Here is a 14,263-nt window from a genome sequence, read left to right on the forward strand (position 1 = left end):
CCTCCCCCATCGTAATTCCGTCATGCTACGGGCTCCGCTCCACACGGAAACGGCCCGGCCTACGATGATCCCTGACCCGAGCGGCCCCGGGCAGGGTGCGGAGGTCCCGTCCCTGCCCACGGCCGCTCCCTCTTGGCACCCGCCCCAGCATCCGGAGGACCCCGATGACCGATCTGCACCCCTTCATCGCGGGGCTGCCCAAGGCCGAACTGCATGTGCACCATGTCGGATCGGCGTCGCCCCGTATCGTGGCCGAACTGGCCGCCAGGCACGCGGACTCCAAGGTCCCCGCCGACCCCGAGGCGCTCGCCGACTACTTCACCTTCACCGACTTCGCGCACTTCATCGACGTCTATCTCTCCGTCGTCGATCTGATCCGTACCCCCGAGGACGTCCGGCTGCTGACCTTCGAGGTCGCCCGTGACATGGCCCGCCAGAACATCCGCTACGCCGAGCTGACGGTCACCCCGTACAGCTCGACCAGCCGCGGTATCCCGGAGCAGGGCTTCATGGAGGCGATCGAGGACGCCAGGAAGAGCGCCGAGGCCGAGTTCGGGGTCGTGCTGCGCTGGTGCTTCGACATCCCCGGCGAGGCCGGGCTGCCCGCGGCCGAGGAGACCGCGAGGCTCGCGGTGGACCTGCGGCCCGAGGGACTGATCGCCTTCGGTCTCGGCGGCCCCGAGATCGGGGTGCCCCGGCCGCAGTTCAAGCCGTACTTCGACCGCGCGATCGCCGCGGGCCTGCACTCCGTGCCGCACGCCGGTGAGACGACGGGTCCGGGGACGATCTGGGACGCGCTGCACGACCTGGGCGCGGAGCGCATCGGCCACGGCACGAGCGCCGTCCAGGACCCGGAGCTGCTCGCGTACCTCGCCGAGCGCCGCATCCCGCTGGAGGTGTGCCCGACCTCCAACATCGCCACCCGCGCCGTTCTCGATCTCGACGAGCACCCGATCAAGGCGATGGTCGCGGCCGGTGTGCTGGTGACGGTCAACAGCGACGACCCGCCGATGTTCGGCACGGACCTCAACAAGGAGTACGGGGTGGCCGCCCGGCTGCTCGGCCTGGACGAGCGCGGTCTCGCGGATCTCGCGAAGAACGGTGTCGAAGCCTCGTTCCTCGACACGGACGGCAAGAAGCGTCTCGCCGCCGAGATCGACGCGTACACCGCCCAGTGGCTCGCGCGCTGACGATGGCCGGCGACCGGACGGACCGGGACACCGCCGCGCGGACCGTCGTCGCCGTCGGCCACCGCGGTGATCCCTACCGCGTACGGGAGAACACCCTCCCGTCCGTGCGCTCCGCGCGGCGGCGGGGCGCGGACGCGGTCGAGATCGACGTCAGGCTCACCCGCGACGGCGTGCCCGTGCTGCTGCACGACTCCACGCTGAAGCGGCTCTGGGGCCATGACCGGCGGCTGGCGGAGCTGACGTACGAGGAGCTGCGCGCGCTGACGGACGGCGGTGTCCCGACGCTGCGCGAAGCCCTCACGGCGCCGGACCCGGACGGCGCGCCCGGCGAGAACGCGGGCAGCGGGAACGCGGCCACGGACGGGACGCGTTTCATGGTGGACCTTCCCGGCGCGACCGAGGAGTCGGTACGCACGATCATCGGCACGGTGCGCGACTGCGACGCCGCCGAGCGCGTGTACTACTGCGCGGGCCCCGGCGCGATGCTCGCCGTCCGCGCGGCCGACGCGCGCGCCGAGATCGCCATGACATGGACAACGCTCGCGCCCCCGCGTCCGGCCCTGCTCGCGGCGGTGCGGCCACGCTGGCTCAACTACCGGTTCGGGCTGGTCAGCCGGGAGCTGGCCGACCGCGACCACCGGGACGGCCTGCTGGTCTCCGCCTGGACCGCGGACACCCGGCGCAGCATGCGCCGGCTGATCGCGCACGGCGTCGACTCCGTCACCACCAACCGGATCGATGTCCTGGCGGCGCTCCTGGGGACTCGTCGTTCCTGAGCCCCCGGGCATACGGTCGGGCATGACGAGCCCCCTGCCGTGATCGACGGTCCCCTCCGGTGATCACGACGGGCGCGACAGGAGCAGAGGAGCGGATATGTCCGACGACCACGACAACGCGCGCGCGACGGGACGTATCCGCTCCGACATCGCCCACAACGCGCGCGTCTGGAACTACTGGTTGGGCGGAAAAGACAATTATCTGGTCGACCGCGCGGTCGGCGACCGGATCACCGGCATGTACCCGAGCATCGGGGAAGTGGCGCGCGCGGACCGGGCGTTCCTCGGCCGGGCGGTCCGGCATCTCGCCGGGGACCTGGGCGTACGGCAGTTCCTGGACATCGGCACGGGCCTGCCCACCGTCGACAACACCCACGAGGTGGCGCAGCGGATCGCGCCCGAGTCCCGGATCGTCTACGTCGACAACGATCCGATCGTGCTGGCGCACGCCCGCGCGCTGCTGACGGGTTCGGCGGAGGGTGTCACCGAGTACATCGACGCGGACGCCCACGATCCGGACGCGATCCTGGCCGGCGTCGAGCCGACGCTCGATCTGCGGCAGCCGGTGGCGGTCATACTGCTCGGCATCCTGAACTTCGTCCTCGACACGGACGAGGCGCGGTCGATCGTACGGAAGCTGCTGGCCGCCGTACCCTCCGGCAGCTGTCTGGTGCTCACCCACCCCACGCTGGAGCTGGGCGGCGACGGCAACGCGGAGGCCATGCGGTTCTGGAACGAGAACGCGACTCCGCCGATCACGGCCCGCGGCCGGGCGGACATCGAGTCCTTCGTGGCCGGTCTCGAACTGTTCGAGCCGGGCATCGTCTCCTGCGCGCGCTGGCGCCCCGACCCGCGCCGGGACGACGGCGCGGCGGAGGTGGCCCAGTTCGGCGTGGTGGCCCGCAAGCCCTGACGTGCCGGGAACAGGGAGGAGCGAAGGGGCGGGGGCGCGTGGCCGAGCGCTGCCCGGCGCCGGTCCGTGCGCCGTCGACATCGGGGTGGCCCTGCTCATCCAGGCGGCGGTGACCATTCCGTTCGTCGTGCCGCGCGGGCCGGGACTGCCGCCCGCCGACTGGCCGTCGTACGGTCTGACCACGCTGGCCGTGCTGCCGCTGGTCCGGCGGCGCCGGGCGCCCGTGACCGTCCTGCTGGCCGTCGTGGTGGCGCAGATCCTCTACAGGTTCACGCTCGACGGTCCGGGCCAGCCGCTGCCGTACACGAGTCTGATGGCGCTCTACACCGTCGCCGCGCTGTCCCCCGCCCGCCGCCGCGTCCCCGCCGCCGTACTGACCTTCGCGCTGGTCCCCCCGGGGGTCGCGTTGAACTCAGGGGAGGCGAGGGAGCTGCTGTTCTCGCTCTTCGTGTTCGGCGCGGCGTACGCGTTCGGCCGGCTGACCCACACCCGCCGGGCCTATACGGCGGCGGTCGAGGACCGGGCGGCTCAGCTGGAACGGGCGAACCGTATCGAGGCCGAGCAGGCGACGGCGCGTGAACGGGCCCGGATCGCCCGGGAGATGCACGACATCCTGTCGCACGCGGTCAGCGTCACGGTGGTCCAGGCCCCGCCCGCGTAGGCCCGCGGCCTCACAGGTCGGCGCCCGGGTCGTCCCTCGACGGTCCCGGGTCCTCGGCCCTGAGCGTCTCCGGCGGCGCCTCCTTGGCGCGGGCCGTCAGCACCTTCCCGATGAACAGGTCGTAGACGAAGACCCCGATGAGCCCCCCGACGAGCGGTCCGACGATCGGGATCCAGAAATAGCCGCTGAACCACTGGAAGGTGCCCGGTAGCGCGATGTCCCCCCAGCCCACGATGTACGTCCACAGTCGCGGACCGAAGTCACGCGCGGGGTTGATCGCGTATCCGGCGTTCGTCCCGATGCTCAGACCGATCGCGAAGACGACCAGACCGATCAGGAACGGTGCGAGATTGGACAGGGGCGCGCTGTTGCGGCTGTCGACGAGCGCGCAGACCAGAATGAGGAGAATCGCGGTTCCGATGATCTGGTCCAGGAAGGGACCCCACCAGGAATTACCGAAGTATTCGGCCGGGAAGGTGGCGAAGATCGAGAAGGTGGAGAGTGACTCGTCCCTGGCGACTCCGGCCTTGTCATTGAAATCGTCGATGGCCCAGCTGTACGCGGCGAAGACCACGGCGGCGGCGAGAAAGGCGCCCAGGAGTTGTGCGCCCCAGTACGGCAGGACCTTTTTCCAGGGGAATCCGCGGCGCGCGGCGAAGGCGAGCGTGACGGCCGGATTGATATGCCCTCCGCTGATACCTCCGGAGACGTAGACCCCGAAGACCACGCCGAGCCCCCAGCCCCACGAGATGATGAGCCAGTTCGCCGCGCCGAAGGCGACCGTCTGGCGGCCCGAACCCGGGAGTCCGGCGACGGCCACGGCGACCGACCCGCAGCCCAGCAGGATCAGTACGAACGTTCCCAGGAATTCCGCGAGCAGTTCGCCATTGAGTCCTTCATGGTAGCCCCGGCGCTTTGTACTGGTGGTCGCACTGGTGGTCGCCATTGCTCCTCCTGCTTCGGACAGGCTTCGGACAGGCTTCGGACATCCATCAGACGGCCCGAGCGGGCCTTGATAGAAGCGACTGTAGGACCGTCCGGTGGAATGCGCCCGGCGAGTGCGGCGCACAGCTGAGGGCCTGTCACACGGGCCGGGGAGCCATTCGGGTGAGGGTTTTCCGCCGCGCGCGAACGAAAAGGGCGGGCGGTGGACAAGAAGTCCGCCGCCCGCCCTTCCCACGGGAATTCCGCGTCGGCCGGGGACCCGCCCCGGCGGCCCGGTCAGCCGTCGAGCGAGGTCATCACGTGCTTGATACGCGTGTAGTCGTCGAAGCCGTACGCCGAGAGGTCCTTGCCGTAGCCGGACTTCTTGAAGCCGCCGTGCGGCATCTCCGCGACCAGCGGAATGTGGGTGTTGATCCACACGCAGCCGAAGTCCAGGGACTTCGACATCCGCATCGCGCGGCCGTGGTCCTTGGTCCACACCGAGGAGGCGAGCGCGAACTCGACGCCGTTGGCGTACTCCAGCGCCTGCGCCTCGTCCGTGAAGGACTGGACGGTGATGACCGGTCCGAAGACCTCGTTCTGGATGATCTCGTCGTCCTGCTTGAGGCCGGAGACGACGGTCGGGGCGTAGAAGTAGCCCTTGTCACCGACCCGGTGGCCGCCCGCCTCGACCTTGGCGTGGGCCGGCAGCCGCTCGATGAAGCCGGAGACCTGCTTCAGCTGGCTGGCGTTGTTGAGCGGGCCGTACAGCACGTCCTCGTCGTCCGCGGCGCCGGTCTTCGTGTCGGCCGCGGCCTTCGCGAGCGCCGTCACGAACTCGTCGTGGATCGACTCGTGGACGAGGACGCGGGTGGCGGCCGTACAGTCCTGGCCCGCGTTGAAGTAGCCCGCCACCGCGATGTCCTCGACGGCCTTCGCGATGTCGACGTCCTCGAAGACGACGACCGGCGCCTTGCCGCCCAGCTCCAGGTGGACGCGCTTGACGTCCTTGGCCGCCGACTCGGCGACCTGGATGCCGGCCCGTACGGAACCGGTGATCGAGGCCATCGCCGGGATCGGGTGCTCGACCATCGCCCGGCCGCTGTCGCGGTCGCCGCAGATGACGTTGAAGACGCCCTTGGGGACGATCGCCCCGATGATCTCGGCCATCAGCGTGGTCGAGGCCGGGGTGGTGTCCGACGGCTTGAGCACCACGGTGTTGCCCGCGGCGAGGGCCGGCGCGAACTTCCACACGGCCATCATCATCGGGTAGTTCCAGGGCGCGACCTGCGCGCAGACACCGACCGGCTCGCGGCGGACGATGGAGGTGAGCCCCTCCATGTACTCCCCGGCCGAGCGGCCTTCGAGCATCCGGGCGGCACCCGCGAAGAAGCGGATCTGGTCCACCATCGGCGGGATCTCTTCGGTGCGGGTCAGCTCCAGCGGCTTGCCGGTGTTCTCGGACTCGGCGGCGATCAGATCCTCCGCCCGCTCCTCGAAGGCGTCCGCGATCTTGAGCAGTACCTTCTGGCGTTCGGCCGGGGTGGTGTCGCGCCAGGCCGGGAAGGCGGCCGCGGCGGCCTCCATGGCGGCGTCGACGTCGGCCTGTCCCGAGAGCGGGGAGGTGGCGTACACCTCGCCCGTGGCCGGGTTGACCACGTCGATGGTCCGCCCGTCCGCGGCGTCCCGGAACTCTCCGTTGATGTAGTTACGCAGCCGGCGCAGCTCGGTGGTCACTGCCACCCCTCCTGTCGGAAGTTACGTATCGGAATGTCCGATGGGTGAGACACCCACCCTAATCGGTCGGTCGACGCTTTCGACAGGCCGGACCCCCCACAACTTCGGATTCGGTGAGATTCGATCGCCTTAACAACGAATTTCATCGATACAGGGTTGCGGGACAGACGAGTCGCAGTGCACAGTGAAGCGCGTGGCCAGTCGCAGCGCAGACTCCAGGACAGACTCCAGGACCGGGAACGGATCATCGCCGTCCATCGATGCCGTGTCCCTCGCGATCATCGAACAGCTCCAGGAGGACGGGCGGCGTCCGTACGCCGCGATCGGCAAGGCCGTCGGCCTCTCCGAGGCGGCCGTGCGCCAGCGCGTGCAGAAACTGCTCGACCAGGGCGTGATGCAGATCGTCGCCGTCACCGACCCGCTCACCGTGGGTTTCCGGCGCCAGGCGATGGTCGGCATCCATGTCGAGGGTGATCTGGATCCCGTCGCGGACGCGCTGTCGGCCATGGACGAGTGCGAGTACGTGGTGATGACCGCGGGCTCGTTCGACCTGATGGTGGAGGTCGTCTGCGAGGACGACGACCACCTGCTGGACGTGATCAACAAGCGGATCCGCGCGCTCCCCGGCGTGCGCTCCACCGAGAGCTTCGTCTACCTCAAGCTGAAGAAGCAGACCTACATGTGGGGAACCCGATAGCCGTGAGCAAGGACCTCTCCAAAACCGCGTACGACCACCTGTGGATGCACTTCACCCGCATGTCGTCGTACGAGAACGCACCCGTGCCCACCATCGTGCGTGGTGAGGGCACCTACATCTACGACGATCAGGGCAAGCGCTACCTGGACGGTCTCTCGGGGCTGTTCGTGGTGAACGCCGGGCACGGCCGCCACGAGCTGGCCGAGACCGCCTACAAGCAGGCGCAGGAGCTGGCCTTCTTCCCGGTCTGGTCGTACGCGCACCCCAAGGCCGTCGAGCTGGCCGAGCGGCTCGCCCACTACGCGCCGGGCGACCTCAACAAGGTCTTCTTCACCACGGGCGGCGGCGAGGCGGTCGAGACCGCCTGGAAGCTCGCCAAGCAGTACTTCAAGCTGACCGGCAAGCCGACCAAGTACAAGGTCATCTCGCGCGCCGTCGCCTACCACGGCACACCGCAGGGAGCCCTGTCGATCACCGGTCTGCCGGCCCTGAAGGCGCCGTTCGAGCCGCTGGTCCCGGGCGCGCACAAGGTGCCGAACACCAACATCTACCGCGCGCCGCTGCACGGCGACGACCCCGAGGCCTTCGGCCGCTGGGCCGCCGACCAGATCGAGCAGCAGATCCTCTTCGAGGGCCCGGACACGGTCGCGGCGGTCTTCCTGGAGCCGGTGCAGAACGCGGGCGGCTGTTTCCCGCCGCCGCCCGGGTACTTCCAGCGGGTCCGCGAGATCTGCGACCAGTACGACGTCCTGCTCGTCTCCGACGAGGTCATCTGCGCCTTCGGCCGGCTCGGCACGATGTTCGCGTGCGACAAGTTCGACTACGTACCGGACATGATCACCTGCGCCAAGGGCATGACCTCGGGCTACTCCCCGATCGGCGCGTGCATCGTCTCCGACCGGCTCGCCGAGCCGTTCTACGAGGGCGACAACACCTTCCTGCACGGCTACACCTTCGGCGGTCACCCGGTCTCGGCGGCGGTCGGCCTCGCCAACCTCGACATCTTCGAGCGCGAGGGCCTCAACCAGCACGTCCTGGACAACGAGTCCGCCTTCTTCGACACGCTGAACAAGCTGCACGACCTGCCGATCGTCGGTGACGTCCGCGGCAACGGCTTCTTCTACGGCATCGAGCTGGTGAAGGACAAGGCCACGAAGGAGACGTTCACGGACGAGGAGACGGAGCGCGTCCTGTACGGCTTCCTCTCCAAGAAGCTGTACGAGAACGGCCTGTACTGCCGGGCCGACGACCGCGGTGACCCGGTCGTGCAGCTGGCGCCGCCGCTGATCTCCGACCAGTCGACGTTCAACGAGATCGAGGGAATCCTGCGGTCGGTGCTGACGGAGGCGTGGACCAAGCTCTGACGGTGACGGGGTTCCCACCCCCGCATGACGGCCCGGGTGCCGCCTTTCGAGTGAGAAGGGCGGCACCCGGGCCGTGTGCTGTCCGTACTCCCGGCTTCGAATCCCTACCGTGCCCAGTGACCGATCGTCGCCGCCTTCGTTCCCCCGGACGGGGGAGGTAAATCCGAACCGAGGTGTACGCCAATGGTGGCCCCACCGGACAACGACGTGCTCTGGGCGCGTTCTCTGAACTACTCCCACAACGGCTCCCCCGCACTCGACAGCGTCTCGCTCGGGGTGCGCGAGGGTGAGATCCTCGCCGTCAACGGCCCGCGCGGCAGCGGCAAGACGACTCTGCTGCGGTGTCTGTCGGGTCAGCTGGTGCCGCAGGAGGGCGAGGTCTGGTTCAACAGCTCGCCGGTCCACACCATGAGCCCGGCGCTCCGCGAACATCTGCGCCGCGACCGCTTCAGCTGGATCGGCCCCGAGCCGTCCCTCGTCCCCGAACTCAACGCCTGGGAGAACGCGGCCCTGCCGCTGCTGATGCGCGGCTCGTCCCATCGCGCCGCCAAGGCCGCGGCGATGGAATGGCTGGAGCGCCTCGACATCGGCGGCTGCGCCCGTAAACGTCCGTACGCCCTGTACCAGGCGCAGCGGCAGCGTGTCGCCGTCGCCCGCGCACTGGTCACCACGCCCTCGGTGCTCTTCGCCGACGAGCCGGCGGCGGCGCTGCATCTCACGGACGGCGCGCAGGTGCTGCGCACGCTGACCACCGCGGCCCGCTCGCACCGGATCACCGTCGTCCTGGCCACTCTGGACGAGGAGCTCACGGCGCTGGCCGACCGTACGGTCTCACTGGTGGACGGACGCCGGGTCAACTCGCTCCGGCCGTCCGAGGCGGAAGGCCGGGCCGCGTGCTCGCTCTCCGTCTAGGCCGCGGCGCCCACCCCCTGGTCCTGCTGCGCCGGCTGCTGGTCGCCGCCGCCTCCGCCGGGGTCGGTTTCCTTCTCCTGTGCACACTGGGCTGGGCACTGGACCATCCGGCCGGGTCCCAGGCCCGGCTGCTCTGGTGTCTGATCCCGCTGGCCGCGACGGTGCAGTTCGCGGTCGCCACGGCCCGTACCGATCAGAGCACCCTGCCCCGTTCCGGGCTGTCGGCGGTGGGCCTCGGCCCGTCGCGGCTCGCGGCGCTGGCCGCGGCGTCGACCGCCGTGTCGTGCACGCTGGGCAGCGCGGTGGCGCTGCTGTTCTTCCTGCATCTGCGCGGTGATCTGACGGGGATGCCGTTCGACGGCGAGGCCGCGAAACTGCTCGCCGCGGGCCGGCCGCTGCCGCTGGGCGCGGCGCTGACGCTGCTGGCCGCGGTGCCGGTGCTGGCGTCGGCGGCGACCTGGCTGGCGCTGCGGACGCGCACCACGGCCGGGCTCCCGCCCGCTCCCGCCCGGCTGCCGGTCCGGCCCGTCAACGCCATGGTGATGGCGACGGACCCGGCCACGGACATGGCCGCGGATACGGATCCGGATGCCGATACGCGTACGGCGTCGGGCAAGGCCATCGAGGCGGCGGAGGCCGCGGACGCGGCGAAGGCCCCGGACGCCGCCGTCAACGAGCCGAGGGTCCTGCCGCCCGCCCGCGTCCCCGAACCGGGGCCGACGCCCGCCGGTCTGCCGTGGGGTGTCGCGATCGCGGCGGCCGGGCTCGCGGTCGAGACGTACGCGAGCCGGGGCGGTGGCGGCACCCCACCGCCGCTGCCGGGCCACTTCGACGGCAGTTCCGCCGGAGTGCTCGCGGGCTGGGCGCTGACGGCGGTCGGCCTGGCGCTGGCCGGGCCGGGGATCACCCATCTCTGCGGCCTGCTGCTCCAGGCCGTGCGGCCCGGCGCGATCCGGCTGCTGGCGGGCCGCACGCTGATGGCCGAGGCACGCCGTATCGGACGCCCGCTGGGTGTGCTGTGCGCGGTGGTGTCGGGCGCGTTCGCCGCGGCGACCCTGTACGGGCCCGGTGACGAACGGCCCTTCGGCCCCCTCACCGGCCTCGGCGCGGCCCTGGTGATCGGCTGCACGGTGGCCACGGTTCTGACGGCGGTTCTGGAGGCCAAGCAGGCCCGTGTCTCCACCACCGAGTCCCTGTACCGGCTCGGTGCCCCCGCCACGCTCCTGCGGACGGCGGCGGCGGTGCGCGCGACCACGATCCTCGTGGTGTTCGCCCCGCTGACCTGGGCCGTGGCGGCCCTGGCGGCGGTCCCGCTGACCAACTGAGCGTCGCTCCTCCCGGACCGGCCGTGCCCCGCCCGAGTGCGGGGCACGGCCGGTTCCGGATTTCGGGGGGGGGCGGCGGGTTCCGGATTTCGGGGGGGGCGGCGGGTTCCGGATTTCCGGAGGACGACGGGCCCGGGAGACGGGGCCGACGGGCCGGAGGGCGGGGCCCCTGGCGGCAACACCCCGCCGGCCACGCCCTATCGTGACCCCATGCCGAACGACGCCCTGTCCCCCGCGCACGCCCAGGACCACGAGATAGAGACCCTCGACGAGTTCGACCGGGTCGTGCGGGCGGGCACGCTCGGCGGATACCGGCTCCAGTCCGTCGATCTGACGGCCCGTACGCCCGAACTGCTCCGTACCGACACCGCCGACGCCGTCTTCCTCGGCTGTCCCATGGAGCCCCGCGCCGCCGACAAGGTCCGGTCCGACGGCGCGATGGTGTTCCCGCCCGTTCCCCATCTCCCGTTCGATCCCTACCGGGGGTTCGTCTACTCGCCCGACCAGCTCTTCGAGGGGCTGGCGGAGGGCGGTTACGAGGCCACGCCCGACGCGCGCGCCTACGCGTGGTTCCAGCGGACCAAGGCGGACGGCGACGTCCTCGCGTCCATGCTGCGCGCGGTGCACGACGACGCGATCTCCGACGCCCTGGACGAACTCCTCGTGGGCGCCCGGGTGGTGGGGGTGATGGGCGGACACGCGATGGCGCGCGGTACCGACGCGTACGCCGGCGCGGCACGGCTCGGCCGCTCGCTCACCCGTACCGGGCTGACCGTGGCGACGGGCGGCGGCCCCGGCGCCATGGAGGCCGCGAACCTCGGCGCGTACGCGGCCTCCCACCCCGACGACATGCTCGACGAGGCGCTCGGCATGCTCGCGAAGGCACCGTCGTTCGTCCCCTCCATAGCCGACTGGGCGCGGGCCGCCTTCGCCGTCCGCGCGCGCTGGCCCAAGGGCGAGGCGTCGGTCGGGATCCCCACCTGGTTCTACGGCCATGAGCCGCCCAACGCCTTCGCCGCGCACATCGCCAAGTACTTCGCGAACGCCACCCGCGAGGACGGCCTGCTGGCGCGCTCCAACGCGGGCGTGGTCTTCCTGCCGGGCGCGGCGGGCACCGTCCAGGAGATCTTCGACAACGCGACGCCGAACTACTACGAGTCGCGCGGCGAGCCGACCCCGATGGTCCTGGTCGACCGGGCCCACTGGACGGAGCGGCTGCCCGCCTGGCCGCTGCTGACGGCGCTCGCGCGGGAACGCCGGATGGAGTCCCGTATCGCGCTCGTCGACACGGTGGACGAGGCACCTGCGGCGCTCGCCCGGCTCGCGGCGGGGTGAGCGGCGGGCTGCCGGCGGGGTGAGCGGCGGCAGCGGGCTGGCGGCGGCGGGCTGGCGGCGGCGGCTCAGGCGAGCAGCGCGGCGAGCCGGTCGTACGAACGGTCCCAGTCCCACTCCGTACGCACCCACTCGCGCCCCTTGCGCCCCATCTCCCGGGCGGCCTCGCGGTCGCGGAGCAGCGCCACGAGCCGGTCCGCGATCTCGTCGGTGCGGCGGCCGTCCACGACATGTCCCGTCTCCCCGTCGCGCACGGCGTCGGGCGCCCCGCCCGAATCGCCCGCCAGAACGGGCAGTCCGGCCGCCGCGGCCTCCAGGTAGACGATGCCCAGGCCCTCCACCTCCAGGCCGGCCCTGCGGGTGCGGCAGGGCATCGCGAAGACATCGGCGGCGGCGAAGAACGGCGGCATCGCGGCGTGCGGATGCCCGCCCGCGAAGACGACCTCGCGCTCCACGCCCCGCGCCGCCGCCAGCCGGCGCAGTCCGCGCGCGTACGGTCCCGCGCCGACGAGCAGGAGCGTCGCGTCCGGGACGGCGGCGCGTACCCGGGGCAGTGCGCGGATCAGCGCGTCCTGCCCCTTGCGGGCGACGAGCCGGGCGGCGCACAGGATCACGGGCCGGTCGCCGAGTCCGTATGTCTCCCGGACCGTTCCGCCGTCGTCCCGGGGCCGGAAGGCGTCGGGGTCGACGCCCGGAACGAGCCGTTCCAGCCGGGCGGCGCCGGACGCTCCGCGCCCCTCCGCGCCGAGCGCGGCGGCTATCGGCGCGCGGGTGCTCTCCCCGAGACAGGTCATGGTGTCGACCCCCGTCCCGATCCGCCGCAGCAGCCCGCGCGCGCCCGGCGTCCGGGCCCACCACACCTCATGACCGTGCGTGGTGGCGACGAGCCGCCGTATCCCGGCCTCGCGCCGCAGCCGCCCCGCCATCAGGCCCAGCGGCGCCGCGGCCCCGAACCACACCCGGTCGCAGCCGTACCGGAGGGCCAGTTCCACCGCGCGGGAGGTGGCGCGGGGAGTCGGCAGGAGGGTGGCGGCGCGGTCCCGGACGACGGGGTAGGGCAGATCGGCGTCATGGGCGGCGGCCCCGCGCTCGGACGAGGTGAACACGACCACCCCGCCCGGCGGAAACCGGTCCGTCATGGCCCGGACGAAGGTTTCGATACCTCCTTGCCGGGGCGGGAAGTCATTGGTGACAACGAGCGTCCGGGGCTGAGTTCCGGGCACGGGGTCCCTCCTTGCGGAAGCGGAAGCGGGCCTCGCGGTACGAACCGGACCGAGCAGGCCAGCAGCACCAGCGGATGGACGAGATAGCCGAACCGGCTGGCCGGCATGAGCGCGATCGCCACGGTGAGCCCGAGAGCGAGCCGCCGGGCCGCCGCCGCGACGGTGCGGGGCGGGCGTACGAGAAGTGAGCCGGCCAGCGGTACGGCGGCGACGGCGAGCAGCACGGAGGCGACCAGCGCGCCGCCCGGCACGTGATCGGCGAGCAGCCGGCCGGGGAACGGCGTGGCCGCGGGTGACGGGGTCGTGGTGAGACCGAGCGGGAAGGCGATGACATTGCGGTGGAAGCCCGCGGGGTCGGCGAGCGCGACGGGCACGACGGCCGCCGCGCCGGACGTGAGAGCCACGGCCCCGCAGCGCAGCGCGGGCCGCCGTCCGGAGCGCGCGGCGAGCAGCGCGACGGCCACCGGCAGCGCGGGCCAGGCCGTCCACTTGAGCGCGGCGGCGGCGCCGAGCACCAGCCCGGCGCGCCCCGCCCGGCCCTGTCCGGCGAGCGTCAGTCCCAGACACATCAGCCCGGCGACCGGCAAATCGACTCCGCCGACCGCGAGCGGCAGCGCCACCGGAGGACAGGCGGCGATCAGCAGCACCGGCGCGCTCCGCCGTACAGCGAGCGTCAGGGCGCCGAGGAAGCAGGCGGCGAGCCACCAGCGCGCATCGCCCGGGAGCGCGCCGAAGACCGCCATGCCGGGCAGATACGGGTTGTAGTCGGCGAGTCCCGCGGGCTCCGGGAGGTACGGGCTGCCGGTGCGCAGGAGCAGTTCCCCGGAGCGCTCCACGACGTCGACCTCCAGCTGCCCCCGGCCGGTGGCGACGAGCAGCAGCAGCGGCAGCGCCACCGCGCCCGTCACCGCCACGACCGCGGACCTCCGCACGCCGCCGCCCGGCCGCCCGGCCGCGAGCGCCGCCGCCGCGTAGCCGGCCGCGGCGATCCCTCCCCACACCCGGTGCGGAGCCGGACCGGACACGAGGCCGAAGACCAGCGCCACGACCGCGCACGCCGCCCAGCCGAGCACCCGGTGCCGCGCCGGCCGCGGCCCCCCTTGAGCCGGCATGAACCCCCCTTTCCTGGCGTGGCTCCGAGGCTAGGAAAGGGGCATGCCCGGCACGTCAACCGTGGCTCCGGTCCCGGGAGTCACCCCGTGGTACGAG

General features: G+C 71.9%; 12 protein-coding genes and 1 pseudogene. 9 read left to right on the forward strand and 4 right to left on the reverse strand.

Annotated elements, in window-relative coordinates; all coding sequences use genetic code 11:
- Positions 1 to 164 precede the first annotated feature (164 nt).
- The 4 genes and pseudogenes from ACIOGX_RS29225 to ACIOGX_RS29240 all read left to right on the forward strand — a co-directional run.
- Positions 165 to 1,190, forward strand: coding sequence for an adenosine deaminase (locus ACIOGX_RS29225; protein WP_384766452.1), 1,026 nt, complete (start codon positions 165 to 167; stop codon positions 1,188 to 1,190).
- A 2-nt stretch (positions 1,191 to 1,192) separates the two neighbouring features.
- Positions 1,193 to 1,966, forward strand: a complete 774-nt coding sequence (locus tag ACIOGX_RS29230; RefSeq protein ID WP_356511591.1) for a glycerophosphodiester phosphodiesterase — start codon at positions 1,193 to 1,195, stop codon at positions 1,964 to 1,966.
- Between the two features lie 97 nt (positions 1,967 to 2,063).
- A complete protein-coding gene (locus ACIOGX_RS29235) occupies positions 2,064 to 2,879 on the forward strand; it encodes an SAM-dependent methyltransferase (protein ID WP_356511453.1) in 816 nt (271 codons plus the stop codon).
- Between the two features lie 49 nt (positions 2,880 to 2,928).
- Positions 2,929 to 3,528 (forward strand): annotated as a pseudogene (locus ACIOGX_RS29240) (histidine kinase); the annotation flags it as partial.
- Between the two features lie 22 nt (positions 3,529 to 3,550).
- Here ACIOGX_RS29240 and ACIOGX_RS29245 read toward each other — a convergent pair.
- Positions 3,551 to 4,420 (reverse strand): MIP/aquaporin family protein, encoded by an 870-nt coding sequence (locus tag ACIOGX_RS29245; protein WP_356511589.1) that lies wholly within the window; start codon positions 4,418 to 4,420, stop codon positions 3,551 to 3,553.
- Positions 4,421 to 4,761: 341 nt separating this feature from the next.
- Positions 4,762 to 6,201, reverse strand: a complete 1,440-nt coding sequence (locus ACIOGX_RS29250; protein WP_356511451.1) for a gamma-aminobutyraldehyde dehydrogenase — start codon at positions 6,199 to 6,201, stop codon at positions 4,762 to 4,764.
- 193 nt (positions 6,202 to 6,394) lie between these two features.
- Between ACIOGX_RS29250 and ACIOGX_RS29255 the strand changes: the two genes are divergently transcribed.
- The 5 genes from ACIOGX_RS29255 to ACIOGX_RS29275 all read left to right on the forward strand — a co-directional run bounded on the left by ACIOGX_RS29255 (position 6,395) and on the right by ACIOGX_RS29275 (position 11,834).
- The gene (locus ACIOGX_RS29255; protein WP_129772176.1) at positions 6,395 to 6,898 is read left to right on the forward strand and encodes an Lrp/AsnC family transcriptional regulator; all 504 of its coding nucleotides are present in this window, start codon (positions 6,395 to 6,397) and stop codon (positions 6,896 to 6,898) included.
- On the forward strand, positions 6,883 to 8,262 hold the full coding sequence (locus ACIOGX_RS29260; protein ID WP_356511449.1) for an aspartate aminotransferase family protein: 1,380 nt from the start codon (positions 6,883 to 6,885) through the stop codon (positions 8,260 to 8,262). Before ACIOGX_RS29255 ends, ACIOGX_RS29260 begins: the two co-directional genes overlap by 16 nt.
- A 183-nt stretch (positions 8,263 to 8,445) precedes the next feature.
- Positions 8,446 to 9,174: an ATP-binding cassette domain-containing protein gene (locus ACIOGX_RS29265; RefSeq protein WP_356511447.1), complete on the forward strand. Its 729-nt coding sequence runs from the start codon at positions 8,446 to 8,448 to the stop codon at positions 9,172 to 9,174.
- Positions 9,156 to 10,499: a hypothetical protein gene (locus ACIOGX_RS29270; protein ID WP_401917652.1), complete on the forward strand. Its 1,344-nt coding sequence runs from the start codon at positions 9,156 to 9,158 to the stop codon at positions 10,497 to 10,499. Before ACIOGX_RS29265 ends, ACIOGX_RS29270 begins: the two co-directional genes overlap by 19 nt.
- A gap of 210 nt (positions 10,500 to 10,709) precedes the next feature.
- Complete coding sequence (locus ACIOGX_RS29275) at positions 10,710 to 11,834, forward strand: LOG family protein (protein ID WP_401917654.1); 1,125 nt, start codon at positions 10,710 to 10,712, stop codon at positions 11,832 to 11,834.
- 65 nt (positions 11,835 to 11,899) lie between these two features.
- Here ACIOGX_RS29275 and ACIOGX_RS29280 read toward each other — a convergent pair whose 3' ends face one another.
- Both ACIOGX_RS29280 and ACIOGX_RS29285 read right to left on the reverse strand, forming a co-directional pair.
- Positions 11,900 to 12,970 (reverse strand): glycosyltransferase family 4 protein, encoded by a 1,071-nt coding sequence (locus ACIOGX_RS29280; protein WP_401917656.1) that lies wholly within the window; start codon positions 12,968 to 12,970, stop codon positions 11,900 to 11,902.
- Entirely contained in the window at positions 12,967 to 14,166 is a 1,200-nt protein-coding gene (locus ACIOGX_RS29285; protein ID WP_401917658.1) for a glycosyltransferase 87 family protein, read from the reverse strand. The genes ACIOGX_RS29280 and ACIOGX_RS29285 overlap by 4 nt, the downstream gene beginning before the upstream one ends.
- Positions 14,167 to 14,263 lie beyond the last annotated feature (97 nt).

The organism is Streptomyces sp. NPDC088147 (genome assembly GCF_044741565.1).
GTDB lineage: Bacteria > Actinomycetota > Actinomycetes > Streptomycetales > Streptomycetaceae > Streptomyces.